Consider the following 16,396-nt stretch of genomic DNA (forward strand, 5'->3'; position numbering starts at 1 on the left):
TATATTATAGCATAAATAACCTACAATCCATCCGAACAAACTTGTTCAATAAAAATTACTTGTCCAGAAAGGAACTTCTTTATATTTTTTTGAGTCAGATACAAGTCGCTTATGTCCGAATTCAACCTCAAAATAATCATACAAATCCATTCCATAATAGATAATATCTAAATCTACAATAGATAAAACGGGCATTTCCTTATTTTCAAATATTGGAAGAAAACGATGCCCATATAAAGGAATTAGAGGGGGAGCTGATTCTAGCATTTTTCTTATTTTCTTATTTTTCTCTTCTACCCTAGCAGGCTCTAGTCCCCAGGAAATATCCCAAACTATTTCATCGATACTTTCCAAAATTCCATTATAAGGACTCGCTAATCTTTCTTTTATAGCTGCTATGTTTTCAACTGAAAAATCTCTCCAGTTATAAAAACGTTCTGAAACAGGCAGTATATTTTGATAAAATTCCAACCACTGCTGGGGAAATTTTACATTATATATTTTCTCATTTTTTCTTACTTCCTCATCGCTTAAGCCTTGCTCTATCTGGATATTATTCTTAAGCAATAGCTTTTTAATCTTGTCTATTTTCATTTTTAAATCATTTTGCTTCATATCTATTTTCTATACTCTCATTTGAAAATTTTAGGTAGATGTTAATCTTGTCCTTTCTACACCTTCAATATTCCTCATAAATAACTTCGATATCTTTATCTGAAATATTAATATCAGATTCTAGTATAAAATGCTTAATATTATTTATTTCCTTATTCGTCAGAGACTCAGCTTAAAACTCAATAATGAAATCAATCATATCTTTATCTCCTGAAATGATAATGATAGCATCTTCAATATACTCTCCCAAAAATATTCGCTTCAAATGCAGATAGCCAGTTGAGGGAGTGGAGAAATATTCCTTCCAATTTATAGTCTCTGAATAGTCCATATCTACATTCTTATAGAAAAAGTGTGAATGGTCTATTTGATGACTAGTATCCAATAATTTCAACAATCTATCTATTACAACTAACTCGGTTATAACTATTCTCAGTTCAATACCTAACATAATCTCATTCCTATATAAATAATTTAAAGATTGGGCTATTAGTCCGTGTCTTACTAGGGCTTCATCTCAGGTTCTTTATATACTTGCACTTGTTTAAATCTCGATAAAAGGGAATTATTCAATGCCTAAATTGTCAAATTAAGTTAGACTTTTCAAGTAATTCAGAGAAACAAAGTAAGTATTTTTCGCAACTTAAACTCGTTACTTTTTGACTATCAATTCTATCTATTCTGAAGTAACTACTGTAAAATAAAAATGTTTTCCATTACTATCTATATACTGGTTGATATAATCTTTTGCCACAGAAATAGACTCTAGTGAATCATTATCTTTATTTTTAGGAGAATAATACCAACTATCATAAGTCAATTCAAAACCTCTATCTCTTTCTACATATACATCGCCACCAAGAATAATAAACTTTTTCGACTCTATCCAGTCTATATAGGCCAACATATCTTGATATGTATATGCATAACTTGCAGCACCCAATTCTGCTAACGATTGACCTCTATTTTCAAAATTAAATTTACCTAGTTTCATATGATTGGACTCCTACTTCTTCATTTCCCCAAACGACTATGTCTCTGAGTAGTTCAGCTACTCTACTCAGAAAAACTTAGTGGCACAATCTCTACATCCCCAAGATTATCAACTGAGTAACGTTGACTACCATTTTTAAACCAGCGTTCTAGAACAACATCGTAGAGCATGAAGTGGGATTTTTCGTTAATCCAATCTTCATCAATCCCATGGGGTTTTAAATACTTTAGTACTTCGTTTGGATTTGTTATCTGAAAATTTGGTAAGCCTTTAGTCGAGCTAAAACTATAGGAACTTTTTAAATGTAGCTCTACATCAGATTCTTTTCCACTCTTCACTTCTATATTATAACCAATTAACCCGTAAGCTAATGATTGATCAGATTCTGAAATTTCAATAGTTTGTTTGAGCATCTTATCTCTATAATCATAGTCAATAAAAAGATATCTGCCATTAGGTAACGATCGTCTATACTCAATTAGAAATGTTTCTTCAATACCTACATACACTAATATAGTTTCACTCTCAGATAAGCCTGATTCAAGACTCATACCAACTATAATATCCTTATCGCGATATGATTCACCTCCGTCAACAGCTTTACTAAAATCAGCGAGTCCAGGTAAAACACCACTATTTATCTCTGCATAGTTCATTTCTAAAAAGACATTACTTAAAGATTCATACACTCCCTTATAATATTTCTTTTGATAGACATGATACAGACCAAACAAAGTTAGAAAAACCAATACAGTTATGACTAAGATTTTTAAAATTTTTTTCATCTAAATTCTTTTCCTCAAAATACTTCCATATAACCTTTCTGCTATATTTGAAATCAAATTAATAATAGACTCCCCTACCCCAACTCCTTGGCTATTCTGCTCTTTTCAAGTTTCCCCTTGGTAATTCGTTTCCATAAAACAAGTGGGTTCAAACTATAAGATAGGCGTACAAGGAAATAATTAACCCATTCGATTAGGTCAAAAAGTTGTATCAGTGTAGCTAAGATAGCCACTTGGAAACTCTGGGTGTTCCAGAAAATAAAAGGAAAGCCTGAAATAAGTAAAACAAGGTCTAGTATCCTGAGACCACCATATAGTTTGGGCACACTTCCACTTCCGAACTGAGGATTCGACAGTCTTCTAATCAAAATTGCCCAATAGATTGAACCTTGAAGCAAAATAAATGTCAGCAAAGACAAAGGATAGAAAATCGTGACTAGACTCCTCCAATCACCAAGTCGATTTTTCAAAAGGAAAAAACACAACCAGAAGGATAGGGTGGCTGCAAGTTCTCCCAAACAGAGGGATCCCAACTCTTTTCTAACTTTCTCTTTTTGTATGTTCATCATCTCCCCCATCTATCTATCATCCTATATCAGAAAAAAGCCATTTGAAGCATTTTCTAGTCAACATTTCTCAGAATAGAGGTATTCTAAGCATCGAACAGCTTGCTTCCTTTAATATCAATGTAATTCTAAACTTAGAATTACATTAAAATAAATGTTTTAGACCTATTCTAAGTCTATGATAGCCTTAAATTTTAATTTTTGAAGGATTCTAAAGCTAGAAGAGCTCAAAAATCACGAGAACTAAGCTATTCGAAGCTTAGAAGAACCTTTGGTGAATTTCAATAGTACTTCAACTAGCTATTCTTACAATTTTTCTGATGAGCTTTGAGTTTTTTCAGAGCCCAATCATAGTGACTGGAAGTGGCACTCACAAAGTAGGAGCCTAGACTTGTTCCTCCCGTCCACTTATAGACACTTTTTGTGAACAATTCGTCATTGCTGAATCCTTCCATCAACTCTAAAATCTCTCTATGCGATAGCTCTAGTAGTCTAGTCGCTTCTTCTAAAGACGTTTTCTGGTGCTTCTTCCAAATAGCGACATTCATTTCCCCATAAGTTTTCCAATTATAAGGTTCAGGGAGAAAAGGTCTTTCATGACCCTTTTGATTGGAATGTACCCAGGTCAAAAGTAACTGATGCCATTCATAGAGATGGATCAAAATATCCCGTAGATTTTTATCTCTTTTCCAGTGAGCTTCTTTTTTCTTTTGGTCTTTTGAAAAATCAAAAGGAGTCTGTAGTTCCTCTTCACTTAATTTAGATATAAAGTGATTGAGCTTTTCATAGTTTTCCTTAGAGGCTAGCACTAATTCCTCTTTCGTTCTTGGTCTAGGCATAGGAGTTCTCCCTTCATTTTTAAGTTGGATATTCTATTTCCTCACTTCATTATACCATAATCAAAAAGCAGTTCTTCATTTTACGAAAAACTGCTTTTACTACCTATTTTTAATGCTTAGAGTCATCTCTAGGCCTGTTACTTTACATATAAACTTCTAAAGCGGTTATCCACTTCAGCCATCTGATAGAGCAAGTGGGATAGTTCTTGATAATCTTCTTTTAAACACGAAAGGTGGGCTTGACCAAATAAAGAAGCTAATTCTTCTTTTAATCTTGCCCCTTCGGGATCATGGTCTTTTAAGAATTTACTGAGATAGAGATTTCTAACAGCAGCAAGTTTAAAGCTGAAATACTGATGCAATTGTTTTTGCTCCGTATTTAAGCCATTTTCAGCAACTGCTTTTGCATAACATTCCAATACACCACTTTGACCATCCAGATATCGGGTCTTCATAATCCTTGCTGTTTCTTGGTAGATTTCAGTCTGACTAGGAGTCTTGACCTTCTTAAAATTTCCCCACATGGAGTATGCTCCGCGCTTATAGTCAATAGCCTCTGCCTTCCAGGCTTCTAAGATGTCATTAAAAGCAACCTTCATACAGGCAAAACCAGCTGGATCATGCAAATAGAGATACCGATCATCAATGTCATACACGGTTACGAAGTGATCCACACCATAAAGGATTGTGTGATTGGGATTGTAGGTCAGATGCCCCATATCAAGAGGTCCCAGTACGACAGGTCCATTGGACAGAAAGGTTTCCAACTTTCTTTTTATCTCTTCCAAATCAACTTCTGCTCCATCTTTTAGATAGAAATCCTCATAGTCAAAACCTAGTATTTTTAAGGAATGGGAGATGGAAAGGTCTGGCATTCCATTATCAAAGAATACTAAAGGGTGCTCCTCATCTTCCTTCACGATACTAGCGCCATTGCCCATTACCATGATTGCCTCTAAAAACTCTGCTTTAAAGTTATAACCATAGGCATCCAGTGCCATTGCCAATGAATAGCTATAGCAAAGTGACACATCTCCAAAATACATCTGCATATTCATGCCTCCTTATCTTCTATGGGACTATTATACCGAGAAAACTATTCGCATGCCCCATAAAATCCAAACAAAAAATATGGGTATTTGTGATTTATAGTCATGAATGTCAACAATAAAAAAACTCTGTAGAGGTTCTTTCTACAGAGTCAGCTTTCCATCTTTATAAAAAATAGAAAATAATCTAGTCCTTGATCACTGGTATCCAGAGTTCCATTTGGTAGTCTTGTGACGACATATCACCTTCGAAATAGACTTCAAAGTCTGGCGCTCCTGAGTGGCGATAGCCAGTTTCTGGGAAAAAGACTTCCAAAACATACTTCCAAGCATTGTGGATGCTTGTTGGTATAGCACCCTTGACTGGTACGATAGCATATTCAGCTTCGGGGATGTCTTTGATTGACAGACCCAATTCTTCTGCTTTTACTTTATCCGTCACATCATAAGCAGCCATATAGTCGATAATTTCGCCTTCTTTGACATCCGAGCAGACGCCAAAAGATTGGCCACTGCCTAAACTTTCTAGGCTTTCCAAGCTGTGATGGGTATAGAGATGCTCCCAAGCAGACGGGCATTTGCTATTGTCAATAGCTTCCAATAGGACGCCTGCCACGGTAAATGCAGGTTTCTTTTGAATCTTGATATCCATGTTCTTTCCTCCTGTAATCTTTAAGGATAATTGAAGTCTAGGAAAGACCCGATAAGGTTTTCCATTTCGAACTTCTGAGGGAGTTGCCCCATGGAATTTCTTGAAGGCTGAGCTAAAAGCATCCGCAGAGTCGTATCCGTATTTCATCGCTATGTCAATAACTTTCTCAGAGCTTTCTCGCAAGTCCGTCACAGCTTCAGACAACCTTCGATTGCGCAAATATTCTGCCAAGGTCATATCTGCTAGGATAGAAAAGAGCCTGCTAAAAAGAGGGTAAGAATAGCCAGATAGCTGCTGAAATCTTTTCATATCCACTGCTCCAGTCAGTTGCTGCTCCAAATAATCCATGGTTCGATTGAATTGATGCATCATATTCTTTTCTTCTTACCTCCACAAGATACAAAGGCCGTTAAAAGCAAAGTTAAAATAGGAAAATTGACGCTGAAGCTTCTAGTCCTAGAAATTTTCTCTTTTTCGAACAGCTTTTAGGCCGTGTTCAATTCTATCTATAGTCTATCAGATATCAGATACTTCCGCCCTAGAATCTTTGTACAAGATTTAAAGGTGTAAATTTCTATAACTTATCCTTTAATTTCTCAACAAAGAGATAAGCTGCTGGGCAGGTCAAGGTGTTCTTAATCGTCAAATGGTTGATTTGATGGATTTTTTTACGGTCTGTATGGGGAAATTCCCGGCAGGCCTTTGGACGAACATCATAGATAGAACAGAGATTGTCTCCTCCTAGAAAGGGGCAAGGCATGGATTTGAAAATCTTGTCCCCATCTTCATCTACCTGAAGGAATTCCGCTTCAAAAGCTGGTAATTTCATCTTAAAGTACTTAGCAATACGGGTAATATCGGCTTCCTTAAAGTCAGGCCCCAATGTCTTGCAACAGTTAGCACAGGCAGTACAATCAATCTCAGCAAAAACTTCTTGGTGAATCTGCTGGGTAATCTTATCTAAGTTTTTAGGAGGTTTTTTCTTTAGATTTGCTAACACTTTACGATGCTCTTTCTGCTTTTGCAGTGCTAGTTGGTGGTAATACTCAATATCAATTTCTTTAGACATAATTGCTTTCTAATACAAGTGTTTTTGTCTATTATACCATAAACTATTTTTCATTTTTGAGTATTGCATACAAAAAGCCCTTCGGATAAAATCCGAGGGGCTTCAAACGTTGTTAAATCAACGATTATTTTTTCAAGTTGTAGAATGATTTCAATCCACGGTATTCAGCTACTTCACCAAGTTGGTCTTCGATACGAAGCAATTGGTTGTATTTAGCGATACGGTCTGTACGTGAAAGTGAACCAGTCTTGATTTGTCCTGCGTTTGTTGCAACTGCGATGTCAGCGATTGTTGAATCTTCAGTTTCACCTGAACGGTGTGATACAACAGCAGTGTAACCAGCTTCTTTCGCCATTTCGATAGCGTCGAATGTTTCAGTAAGAGTACCGATTTGGTTAACTTTGATAAGGATTGAGTTAGCAGCACCTTCTGCAATACCTTTTTCAAGGTAAGAAGTGTTTGTTACGAAGAAGTCGTCACCAACCAATTGAACTTTACCACCAAGACGTTCAGTAAGAGCTTTCCAACCGTCCCAGTCGTTTTCGTCCATACCATCTTCGATAGTGATGATTGGGTATTTGTTTACCAATTCTTCAAGGTAGTCGATTTGTTCTGCAGCAGTACGTACAGCAGCTCCTTCACCTTCGAATTTAGTGTAGTCGTAAACTTTACGTTCTTTATCGTAGAATTCTGATGAAGCACAGTCAAATCCGATAAATACGTCTTTACCAGGAACATATCCAGCAGCTTCGATCGCAGCAAGGATAGTTTCAACACCGTCTTCAGTTCCTTCGAAACGAGGAGCGAATCCACCTTCGTCACCTACGGCAGTTTCCAAACCACGTGATTTAAGGATTTTCTTAAGAGCGTGGAAGATTTCAGCACCCCAACGAAGAGCTTCTTTGAATGATGGTGCACCAGCAGGTACGATCATAAACTCTTGGAAAGCGATTGGAGCGTCAGAGTGAGAACCACCGTTGATGATGTTCATCATTGGAGTTGGAAGAACTTTAGTGTTGAATCCACCAAGGTAGCTGTAAAGTGGGATTTCAAGGTAGTCAGCAGCAGCGCGAGCTACAGCGATAGACACACCAAGAATTGCGTTTGCACCCAATTTACCTTTGTTAGGAGTACCGTCAAGAGCGATCATAGCACGGTCGATAGCTTGTTGATCACGTACATCGTAGCCGATAATTGCTTCAGCAATGATGTTGTTTACGTTGTCAACAGCTTTTTGTGTACCAAGACCACCGTAACGAGATTTGTCACCATCGCGAAGTTCAACTGCTTCGTGTTCACCAGTAGAAGCTCCTGAAGGAACCATACCACGTCCGAAAGCACCTGATTCAGTATAAACTTCCACTTCAAGTGTTGGGTTACCGCGTGAGTCTAGGACTTCGCGAGCGTAAACATCAGTAATAATTGACATTTTTTACTCTCCTTTGAGTTAAATTATTTTACACCTCTATGATACCTCAAATACACGCCTTTTTCAAGGAAAAACGTTATCTTTGTGCAAATTTTCCTTAACTTTATAAAGTAATCGCTTTCTTTGGTCTGTTTTCTCACAGCTTTTGTGATATACTAATTTTATGACAGATTTATCAAAACAACTACTGGAGAAGGCTCATGGTGGGCCAAAATTAAACCCGGATGAACAACGTCGTTTTCTCGGCACTTTCGAGGAAAGAGTTCTAGGCTATGCGGATGTTGAGACAGCCAATAGCCTTCAGTTACAAAAGGGATTTTTAACGATTTTGGAAAATTTTCAAGAAAAGACAGAGACTCTTTTTGTGAAGATTTCGCCAAATATCGAGTTTGACAAACAAGTATTCTACTTAAAGGAAGCTAAGAAAACCAATAGTCAAGCTACGATTGTATCAGAGGATCATGCCTCCTCTCCTTTAGGCTTAGTCATCCATTCGAACGAACCTGTGCAAGTGGATGAAAAGGATCTTCGACTGGCTTTTCCAAGCCTTTGGGAGGTTAAACAGGATGAGCCAGTTAAAAAATCCATCTGGAAAAAATGGTTCGGCTAATCCTTCCTCATATTTAATAAATGACCGATATTAGTAGCTGTATGCTCCAAATAGAGACTTGCATTTTTCAAACTATCTTTCAATGGTTCACTTTTCTCTAAAATTGAAAAGGCTGCTTGTATATTTTCAAAGGGGAGGGGAGGTAAATCCTCAGCAAGACTGCCGCAAATAGCGATAACAGGAACTCCGTTAGGAGTTCTTTTTGCTACACCGATAGGAGCTTTCCCAACAAAGCTTTGACTGTCTAACCTACCTTCTCCAACGATAACTAAATCAGCATCTGCAACTTTCTTGTAAAAGTCAATCAAGTCCAAACAAGTGTCAATCCCAGATACGATACTAGCCTCAGCAAAGGCACAGAGCCCAGCAGCAATGCCACCGCCAGCTCCTGCTCCTTTAAGAGATAGGGTTGAAGGTGAGAATTTTTCATAGAACTCCTGTATAGCCAGATCTACTGTCTCAAACAGAGCAGGTTCCAGGCCCTTTTGTTTTCCAAATGTATAGGTCGCTCCTTGGTTGCCACATAAAGGGCTCACGACATCTGCTAAAATGCGAATTTGTACATCTTCAGGAATCTTGTATAGGTCATCTTTGGAAACTGACTCAAACTCAAGCAAGGTCTGACCGCAAGCAGGCAATTCTTCTCCCTTCTTATCATAAAAACGATAACCTAAAGCGGCTGCAATACCAATTCCACCATCATTACTTGCTGTACCGCCAACACCGATGTAGATTTCTTTCATTCCTTGATCGATGAGGTAGCGAATCAACTCTCCGATACCACGAGTTTGGATGTGGAGAGGATCTCGTTTTTCTTGCGGAATCTTTCCTAACCCAACCAAGTCGGCCACTTCAAAGAGTGCCCTTTTGTCTTTCTGAAAGTATCGCATTTCTTCTTTAAGACCAAAAGGTCCCGTCACTTCTTGCCATTGTTCTTCGAGGTCAAGGGAATGTCGAATCGCATCTACAGTTCCTTCGCCTCCATCCCCAACTGGGCATAGAGAACAAACTACACTAGGAATTGCTTTCTCGAAACCTCTTTTTATAGCTTTGGCGACCTGTTCTGCAGCCAAACATTCTTTAAAAGAATCAGGTGCAATTACAATTTTCATATTTCCCTCTCATTCTAAGAAATCAATCAAAGGAAGAACTTCTAAAAAATCCCTTTTATCTACATGACAAGCTATCTCGGCTTTTACGACCTCTTTGGCACAAAAGGCTATAGCGTGACCAGCCGACTTTAACATCAAGAGGTCATTAGCCCCATCACCGATGGCAATCGTTCTTTCTTTGGGAATTTCTAATTCCATTCTCCATTTCTCAAGAGTAGCCTTTTTCACTTGAGCTGTTACAATTCCACCAACTAGTTGCCCTGTTAAAAAGCCGTCTTTGACTTCTAATTCGTTGGCGGAGAAATAGGAAATACCTAGGTACTTTGCAAGTCTCTCAACAATCAGACTAAATCCACCTGAAACGAGACCAACTAGAATGTCGTTCTTTTGGAGAAGAGAGATAAATTCCTGAGCATTTCGGGAAAGATGAATGGATTTGAAAACTGTATCCAAAACTGAAATGGGTAGACCTTTTAACAAAGCGACTCTCTCTCGCAAACTCCTTTCAAAGTCTAGATTTCCTCGCATTGCTTGATTGGTAATCTCTGAAATTTCTGCTTCACAACCTGCCTCTCTTCCTAAAAGGTCAATCACCTCTTCTGCTATTAAGGTTCCATCAACATCCATAACACACAGGCCTTTTACTTGAGACATCAGTTCTCCTCTCTAATACTCAATGAAAATCAAAGAGCAAACTAGGAAACTAGCCGTAGGCTGTACTTGAGTACGACAAGGCGACATTGACGCGGTTTAAATTTGATTTTCGAAGAGTATAAACAGCCCAAAAATCGTATGAAGTTATCATACGATTTTATCTATTAGTTGACTAGACTATGGTACAAGTCAAGATAAGACTTGCAAGCTGTATCCCATGAGAAATCACGTTCCATAGCTTGTTTTTGTAGATTTCTCCAAACGTCTGGCTGATTCTTATAAACATCCAAGGCCGTTTGGAAACTCCAGTTAAGCCAGTATGGTGTTAAATTATCAAAGCTAAATCCAGTACCAGTTCCTTCGATCGGATTGAAGGATTGAACTGTATCTCTTAGTCCGCCAACCTCATGAACCAATGGTAGAGTTCCATAACGCATAGCCATCATTTGAGACAAACCACATGGTTCAAAACGGCTTGGCATGAGGAAGAGGTCACAAGCTGCGTATATTTCTTGAGCAAGTTTGACGTCAAAAGTGATATTTGCTGATAGCTTGTCAGGATAGACTTGAGCAAACCAAGAGAAGGAATGTTCAAAAGCTGGGTCACCTGTTCCTAAAAGGACTATTTGAACATCCTCTTGCAAGAAACGATGCAAACTTTCTACGACAACATCAAAGCCTTTTTGGCGGGTCAATCGAGAGACAATTCCAACTAGAGGAACTTCTGCTCGTACAGGTAGACCGACTCTCTCCTGCAATTTTGCCTTATTTTGCGCCTTTCCAGACAAATCATCCTTGTCAAAATGATAATCTAAAAGTGGGTCTGTCTCAGGATTATAAAGATCTGCATCAATACCATTGACAATACCTGAAACCTTACCTGACTCCATGCGAAGAATCTGGTCCAAACCACAACCGAACTGACTAGTCATAATCTCATGTGCATAGCTAGGAGACACAGTCGAGACACGATCCGCGTATAGAATACCAGCCTTCATCCAGTTGAGACAATCATTCCAGCGAAGAGTACCATCAGCGTAGCGTTCAAAGCCAACTCCAAACAAATCCCACAACATTCCTTCAGAAAACTGACCTTGGAATTCCAAATTATGAATAGTTAGAACAGTTTTAATTCCTTGATAGGCCTGAATCCAATGGTACTTTTCTTTTAACAAGAATGGAATCATGGCTGTATGGTAATCATGGACATGGAGAAGATCAGGGATAAAGTCAATGCGTTCCATTGCTTCTAGAGCAGCCAGTTGGAAGAAGGCAAAGCGTTCACCATCATCAAAATCTCCGTATACATGACCACGGAAGAAATAATACTGATGATTGTCAATGAAGTAGAAGGTAACACCATTTAAGACTGTTTTCTTAATACCACAGTACTGTCTACGCCATCCCACACTCACTTCAAAATGAAGAACATCCTCAATCTGGTCACCAAACTTAGCCTCCACCATATCATAGTAGGGTAGGAAAACAGCAACTTCATGCCCTGCCTTTACCAGTGATTTAGGAAGAGCGCCAATAACGTCTCCCAAACCACCTGTTTTTGAAAAGGGTGCACCCTCTGCTGCTACAAATAAAATTTTCATGAATGAATATCCTCTGTTACTTTTTCGCCTTTTTTGACTACGACTGGGTGTTCAGCAGTTCCTCGAATCACAACACCGTCAGCAACTTCAACTCCTTTGTCTAGGATAGCATATTCAACCTGGGCTCCTTGACCAATCACAACTCGAGGAAATAGAATGCTGTCCTTCACCACACTATCTTTGTGAACATAAATGTTACGAGATAGGACTGACTGAACTACTTCACCCTCAATGATACTACCAGAAGCAAACTGGGAAGTACTTACTTTTGAAGTATTCGCATAGTAGGTTGGTTCTTCATTTTTAACTTTTGTATAAATTTTTTGATTTGGTGAGAAGAGTGAGTAGAATTTTTTAGATTCAAGCATATCAATATTTGCTTGATAATAGGACTGAACAGAGTGGATATTAGCTAAGTAGCCTGTGTATTCGTAAGCAAAAGCTCCTTCTTTTACAGCCAAATCACGTAGAACATAGCGCAATTTTTCTGGATGTTCTTTCTGAGCTTCTTCTTCAAGTCGTTCAATCAACCATGGTGTATCAACGACAAAGATGTCTGTAGACATACTGAAGAGCTCACCCGTTGACTTGCTATCAAAAAGCTTGTGGGAGAGGACATGGTCTGTTTCGTCAATGTCTAAGATAGCATTTACATCGGCAATATCTTTCTTAGGCAATTTTTTATAGACAACAGTGATAGGACCCTTAGTAGTACTGTGCAGATGGAAAACTTGATTCAAATCAATGTTAATCAAGACATCGCAGTTAAGGGAAACAGTTTGGTTTGATCCAGAACGTTTCAAGTAAGTAAGGAGCTGTTGGTAGTATTCTTTCCCTACGGTACTGCTTTCTACTCGAGTATTGTAAATCCCTAGATAGTAGTGACTTAGGAGAGTTGACAAGCCCCACTCACGACCTGAACGGATATGGTCGAATACTGAGCTGATATTGTCTTGTTGGAAGATACCAAAGATGCTACGAACTCCTGCATTAGCAAGACTAGAAAGTGGAAAGTCGATCAGACGGTATTTCCCACCAAAAGGCAGACTAGCTACTGGACGATTTTCTGTCAATGTTGACATATCGTGAAAACCAACTGTATTTCCTAGAATGGCTGAATATTTATCAATCTTCATCTGTTGCTACCCCCACTACTTCATTGTATCCTACTACTTGCACTTCGTCAGTTCCGTCAATCACAACACCATCAGAAACAATCGCACCTTCACCAATAATGGCACGTGTAATTTTTGCACCGTGACCAATAACAGCACCACTCATGATGACTGAATCAATGACTTCTGCTCCTTCACGAACCTGTGCTTCTGTTGAAAGAATCGAGCGCTTGACAGTTCCATCTACAAAACAGCCATCCACAACCAATGAATCTTCTACATGTGCGTGCTCTCCAAAGTAGTTTGGCGGTGAAATCAAGTTGCGTGAGTAGATCTTCCACTGACGATTGCGGCTATCCAATGCATTTTCTGGTGAAATATACTCCATATTCGCTTCCCAGAGTGATTCGATGGTACCAACATCTTTCCAGTAACCACTAAATTCATAGGCATAGACACTCTCACCTGACTCAAGGTAGTTAGGAATAACGTTCTTACCAAAGTCTGACATATCGACATTGCTCTTTTCAGCAGCAACAAGCATATTGCGGAGACGTTTCCAGTCAAAGATATAAATCCCCATAGAAGCCTTGGTAGACTTAGGTTGTGCAGGTTTTTCTTCAAATTCAACAATACGATTGTTGGCATCTGTATTCATGATACCAAAACGACTAGCTTCTTTGAGAGGCACATCTAGAACAGCTACTGTCAAACTGGCATTGTTATCCTTATGAGATTGGAGCATATCATCGTAGTCCATCTTGTAGATATGGTCACCTGAAAGGATCAAAACATACTCAGGATTAACACTATCAATGTAGTCGATATTTTGGTAGATAGCGTGACTAGTCCCTTCAAACCAACGGTTTCCTTCACTAGCGGAATAAGGTTGCAGGATTGAGACCCCTGAACTAATACCATCCAGACCCCAGCTAGAACCATTTCCAATATGGTTGTTCAAGGCAAGAGGTTGATACTGCGTAATAACACCGACGTTATGAATCCCAGAGTTAGCACAGTTTGAAAGCGCAAAGTCAATGATGCGGTAGCGCCCACCGAATTGCACTGCTGGTTTAGCGATGCTTTGAGTGAGTTTTCCGAGACGTGTTCCTTGCCCACCAGCAAGAATCAAAGCTAGCATTTCATTCTTCATTTTCTACTCCTTTTTGGGTTTTATTTGTGACGGTTTTAGTTGGTTTCAAGCGTCGTTTAATCTTCCAGATACTTGCTCCCATAGCTGGCAGGGTAAAGGTCAAGGTCTGCTTATAATCCTTCCATAATCCTTCTTGAGTTTGAACTGTTTGGTTGTGTTCTTTCCACACTCCTCCCCATTCTTCTAATTCTGTATTCCAAACTTCTTCATAGACACCTGCAACAGGAAGTCCGATTGTAAAGTCTTTCCGTTCAACTGGTGCCATATTAAAGACGCAGACTAACATCTCATCTTTTTTACTCTTGCGAATAAAGGAAAGGACACTTTGGTCTCTATTATCAGCATCGATGATTTCAATACCGTCATAGCTAGTATCAATCTCCCAAAGACAACGATGGTCTTTGTAAAATTGATTAAGCTGCGAAGTAAAATGTTTCATCTTAGAGTTCATGTAATCTTCTAAGTTTGACCATTCTAATTGCTCTTCAGATTTCCACTCTAAGAATTGCCCGTATTCACTTCCCATAAAGAGCAATTTCTTACCAGGGTGGCAAATTTGATAGGTGTAAAGATTGCGCAAGCCGGCAAATTGATTATAACGATCGCCCCACATCTTGTGCATCATACTCTTCTTGCCGTGAACGACTTCATCGTGTGAAAATGGTAAGAGGTAGTTTTCTTTGAAAACATACATGAAACTGAAAGTCACTAGATTGAAATCATACTTACGATAAATAGGATCTTCCTCATAGAAACGAAGAATATCATTCATCCAGCCCATATTCCACTTATAGTCAAAGCCAAGTCCACCAGCCTCTCTCGAACCAGTAATCTGGGTAGCTGACGAGCTTTCTTCTGCTATCATCATCACATCTGGATGTTCTAACTTAATCACATCATTCAATCGTCGAAGGAAATAGTAACCTTCGTAGTTGAGGTTACCACCATCTTTGTTAGGAGTCCATGGAGCATTATCATAGTCTAGGTAGAGCATATTGCTGACTGCATCGACACGAATACCATCTAAATGATAAAACTCAATCCAGTGTTTAATACTAGAAATCAAGAAAGACTGAACTTCATTCTTCCCAAGGTCAAAGTTAAGAGCTCCCCAACCGTAGTTATGAGCCTTGTTGTGGTCTTGGTATTCAAAGGTCGGAGTTCCATCGTAATAAGCAAGGGCGTCATCATTGATAGTGAAATGACCTGGAACCCAGTCCACAATTACACCGATGTTATTTAAATGGCATTCCTCAACAAAATCTTGGAATTCCTCTGGTCGCCCATAAGAGTGCTCCATAGCAAAGTAACCCATAAGCTGGTAGCCCCAACTCAATCCAAGGGGGTGAGCCATTAAAGGCATAAACTCGATGTGAGTGTAGTTCATCTCAACAAGGTATGGAATGAGTTCTTCCTTAAGTTGTGCAAAGCTGTATGGACTACCATCTGGATTTCTTTTCCAAGATCCAGCGTGGGCTTCATAAATATTGACTGGTCTCTCAAAAAAGCCCCAGCGTTTTCTCCTAGCTAGCCAAAGACCATCTTTCCATTTTTTCTCTGGAATATCAGTCAGGATGGCTCCAGTCTCTGGGCGAGCCTCAAAACGAACCGCCAATGGATCAATTTTCATAATCTGGTGCCCATTTGCACGCGTGATATGATACTTATAAATCTGCCCTTCATGAGCCAGACTTGTGAAGACTTCCCAAACACCCGATTCATTCCGTACCATAGGAATTTGGTGTTCTGTCCAGTTTGTAAAATCACCAACTAAGTGCACAGCCTGGGCGTTGGGTGCCCAAACACGGAAAGTAAAACCAATTTCTCCGTCTTTTTCCTCTTTATGTGCTCCTAGATAGTGCTGAAGATGAAAATTTTCTCCAGTAGTGAAGGTTCTCAATGCTTCTTGATTATTCATCCAATCCCCTTTCTTTTTGTAAGCGTTTTCTATATTTCCATTATACTATCTTTTAAAAGAACTTTCAAGCAGTTTACGGAATTTCTTAAAAAATATCTTGAAAATTTTGGAAAAATTATCTTAACTTAGCTTTCACTCATTTCAGAGGGAAAATAATAATTTCCATATATTTTTTTATTATAATACCAGAATATTCGTTTTTTATCAATTTTAAACTGTAATTTTTTGAAAAAAA

General features: G+C 38.7%; 17 protein-coding genes. 1 reads left to right on the top strand and 16 read right to left on the bottom strand.

What is annotated here, in order from left to right; all coding sequences use genetic code 11:
• Positions 1-45: 45 nt before the first annotated feature.
• The 10 genes from FGK98_RS05080 to eno all read right to left on the bottom strand — a co-directional run bounded on the left by FGK98_RS05080 (position 46) and on the right by eno (position 7,998).
• Positions 46-615 (bottom strand): SMI1/KNR4 family protein, encoded by a 570-nt coding sequence (locus FGK98_RS05080; protein ID WP_138100322.1) that lies wholly within the window; start codon positions 613-615, stop codon positions 46-48.
• Positions 616-787: 172 nt separating this feature from the next.
• A complete protein-coding gene (locus FGK98_RS05085; protein WP_227698183.1) occupies positions 788-1,066 on the bottom strand; it encodes a hypothetical protein in 279 nt (92 codons plus the stop codon).
• A 225-nt stretch (positions 1,067-1,291) separates the two neighbouring features.
• Positions 1,292-1,609, bottom strand: coding sequence for an Imm40 family immunity protein (imm40, locus tag FGK98_RS05090; protein ID WP_138100323.1), 318 nt, complete (start codon positions 1,607-1,609; stop codon positions 1,292-1,294).
• Between the two features lie 62 nt (positions 1,610-1,671).
• Entirely contained in the window at positions 1,672-2,394 is a 723-nt protein-coding gene (locus FGK98_RS05095) for a TipC family immunity protein (protein WP_138100324.1), read from the bottom strand.
• Between the two features lie 74 nt (positions 2,395-2,468).
• Entirely contained in the window at positions 2,469-2,972 is a 504-nt protein-coding gene (locus FGK98_RS10125; protein WP_138100325.1) for a hypothetical protein, read from the bottom strand.
• Positions 2,973-3,256: 284 nt separating this feature from the next.
• On the bottom strand, positions 3,257-3,799 hold the full coding sequence (locus FGK98_RS05105) for a ClbS/DfsB family four-helix bundle protein (RefSeq protein WP_138100326.1): 543 nt from the start codon (positions 3,797-3,799) through the stop codon (positions 3,257-3,259).
• A 137-nt stretch (positions 3,800-3,936) separates the two neighbouring features.
• A complete protein-coding gene (locus FGK98_RS05110; RefSeq protein ID WP_138100327.1) occupies positions 3,937-4,851 on the bottom strand; it encodes a cysteine peptidase family C39 domain-containing protein in 915 nt (304 codons plus the stop codon).
• A gap of 184 nt (positions 4,852-5,035) precedes the next feature.
• Positions 5,036-5,872: an AraC family transcriptional regulator gene (locus tag FGK98_RS05115; protein WP_138100328.1), complete on the bottom strand. Its 837-nt coding sequence runs from the start codon at positions 5,870-5,872 to the stop codon at positions 5,036-5,038.
• Between the two features lie 202 nt (positions 5,873-6,074).
• Complete coding sequence (locus FGK98_RS05120) at positions 6,075-6,569, bottom strand: YkgJ family cysteine cluster protein (RefSeq protein ID WP_138100329.1); 495 nt, start codon at positions 6,567-6,569, stop codon at positions 6,075-6,077.
• Between the two features lie 124 nt (positions 6,570-6,693).
• On the bottom strand, positions 6,694-7,998 hold the full coding sequence (gene eno / locus FGK98_RS05125; protein WP_000022821.1) for a surface-displayed alpha-enolase: 1,305 nt from the start codon (positions 7,996-7,998) through the stop codon (positions 6,694-6,696).
• A gap of 163 nt (positions 7,999-8,161) precedes the next feature.
• Between eno and FGK98_RS05130 the strand changes: the two genes are divergently transcribed.
• Complete coding sequence (locus tag FGK98_RS05130) at positions 8,162-8,608, top strand: YueI family protein (protein WP_138100330.1); 447 nt, start codon at positions 8,162-8,164, stop codon at positions 8,606-8,608.
• Here FGK98_RS05130 and FGK98_RS05135 read toward each other — a convergent pair.
• The 6 genes from FGK98_RS05135 to glgB all read right to left on the bottom strand — a co-directional run bounded on the left by FGK98_RS05135 (position 8,605) and on the right by glgB (position 16,161).
• Positions 8,605-9,720, bottom strand: coding sequence for a glycerate kinase (locus tag FGK98_RS05135; protein ID WP_138100331.1), 1,116 nt, complete (start codon positions 9,718-9,720; stop codon positions 8,605-8,607). The genes FGK98_RS05130 and FGK98_RS05135 overlap by 4 nt on opposite strands.
• A gap of 9 nt (positions 9,721-9,729) precedes the next feature.
• Positions 9,730-10,374 carry a phosphoserine phosphatase SerB gene (gene serB / locus FGK98_RS05140; protein WP_138100332.1) on the bottom strand — a complete coding sequence of 215 codons (645 nt, stop codon included), beginning with the start codon at positions 10,372-10,374 and terminating at the stop codon, positions 9,730-9,732.
• A 164-nt stretch (positions 10,375-10,538) separates the two neighbouring features.
• Entirely contained in the window at positions 10,539-11,975 is a 1,437-nt protein-coding gene (gene glgA, locus FGK98_RS05145; protein WP_138100333.1) for a glycogen synthase GlgA, read from the bottom strand.
• Positions 11,972-13,111 carry a glucose-1-phosphate adenylyltransferase subunit GlgD gene (gene glgD, locus FGK98_RS05150; protein ID WP_138100334.1) on the bottom strand — a complete coding sequence of 380 codons (1,140 nt, stop codon included), beginning with the start codon at positions 13,109-13,111 and terminating at the stop codon, positions 11,972-11,974. The genes glgA and glgD overlap by 4 nt, the downstream gene beginning before the upstream one ends.
• A complete protein-coding gene (locus tag FGK98_RS05155) occupies positions 13,101-14,243 on the bottom strand; it encodes a glucose-1-phosphate adenylyltransferase (protein ID WP_138100335.1) in 1,143 nt (380 codons plus the stop codon). The genes glgD and FGK98_RS05155 overlap by 11 nt, the downstream gene beginning before the upstream one ends.
• The gene (gene glgB, locus FGK98_RS05160; RefSeq protein WP_138100336.1) at positions 14,233-16,161 is read right to left on the bottom strand and encodes a 1,4-alpha-glucan branching protein GlgB; all 1,929 of its coding nucleotides are present in this window, start codon (positions 16,159-16,161) and stop codon (positions 14,233-14,235) included. The genes FGK98_RS05155 and glgB overlap by 11 nt, the downstream gene beginning before the upstream one ends.
• Positions 16,162-16,396: the final 235 nt, after the last annotated feature.

The organism is Streptococcus australis, from assembly GCF_901543175.1.
Lineage (GTDB): Bacteria > Bacillota > Bacilli > Lactobacillales > Streptococcaceae > Streptococcus > Streptococcus australis_A.

What these genes read in the sequence shown, in the direction of transcription:
- FGK98_RS10125 (WP_138100325.1), bottom strand. Translation starts at nt 2,972, where the DNA reads ATGGGGGAGATGATGAACATACAAAAAGAGAAAGTTAGAAAAGAGTTG.
- FGK98_RS05085 (WP_227698183.1), bottom strand. Translation starts at nt 1,066, where the DNA reads ATGTTAGGTATTGAACTGAGAATAGTTATAACCGAGTTAGTTGTAATA.
- serB (WP_138100332.1), bottom strand. Translation starts at nt 10,374, where the DNA reads ATGTCTCAAGTAAAAGGCCTGTGTGTTATGGATGTTGATGGAACCTTA.
- imm40 (WP_138100323.1), bottom strand. Translation starts at nt 1,609, where the DNA reads ATGAAACTAGGTAAATTTAATTTTGAAAATAGAGGTCAATCGTTAGCA.
- FGK98_RS05095 (WP_138100324.1), bottom strand. Translation starts at nt 2,394, where the DNA reads ATGAAAAAAATTTTAAAAATCTTAGTCATAACTGTATTGGTTTTTCTA.
- FGK98_RS05155 (WP_138100335.1), bottom strand. Translation starts at nt 14,243, where the DNA reads ATGAAGAATGAAATGCTAGCTTTGATTCTTGCTGGTGGGCAAGGAACA.
- FGK98_RS05115 (WP_138100328.1), bottom strand. Translation starts at nt 5,872, where the DNA reads ATGATGCATCAATTCAATCGAACCATGGATTATTTGGAGCAGCAACTG.
- FGK98_RS05110 (WP_138100327.1), bottom strand. Translation starts at nt 4,851, where the DNA reads ATGCAGATGTATTTTGGAGATGTGTCACTTTGCTATAGCTATTCATTG.
- glgB (WP_138100336.1), bottom strand. Translation starts at nt 16,161, where the DNA reads ATGAATAATCAAGAAGCATTGAGAACCTTCACTACTGGAGAAAATTTT.
- eno (WP_000022821.1), bottom strand. Translation starts at nt 7,998, where the DNA reads ATGTCAATTATTACTGATGTTTACGCTCGCGAAGTCCTAGACTCACGC.
- glgA (WP_138100333.1), bottom strand. Translation starts at nt 11,975, where the DNA reads ATGAAAATTTTATTTGTAGCAGCAGAGGGTGCACCCTTTTCAAAAACA.
- FGK98_RS05120 (WP_138100329.1), bottom strand. Translation starts at nt 6,569, where the DNA reads ATGTCTAAAGAAATTGATATTGAGTATTACCACCAACTAGCACTGCAA.
- FGK98_RS05130 (WP_138100330.1), top strand. Translation starts at nt 8,162, where the DNA reads ATGACAGATTTATCAAAACAACTACTGGAGAAGGCTCATGGTGGGCCA.
- glgD (WP_138100334.1), bottom strand. Translation starts at nt 13,111, where the DNA reads ATGAAGATTGATAAATATTCAGCCATTCTAGGAAATACAGTTGGTTTT.
- FGK98_RS05135 (WP_138100331.1), bottom strand. Translation starts at nt 9,720, where the DNA reads ATGAAAATTGTAATTGCACCTGATTCTTTTAAAGAATGTTTGGCTGCA.
- FGK98_RS05105 (WP_138100326.1), bottom strand. Translation starts at nt 3,799, where the DNA reads ATGCCTAGACCAAGAACGAAAGAGGAATTAGTGCTAGCCTCTAAGGAA.
- FGK98_RS05080 (WP_138100322.1), bottom strand. Translation starts at nt 615, where the DNA reads ATGAAGCAAAATGATTTAAAAATGAAAATAGACAAGATTAAAAAGCTA.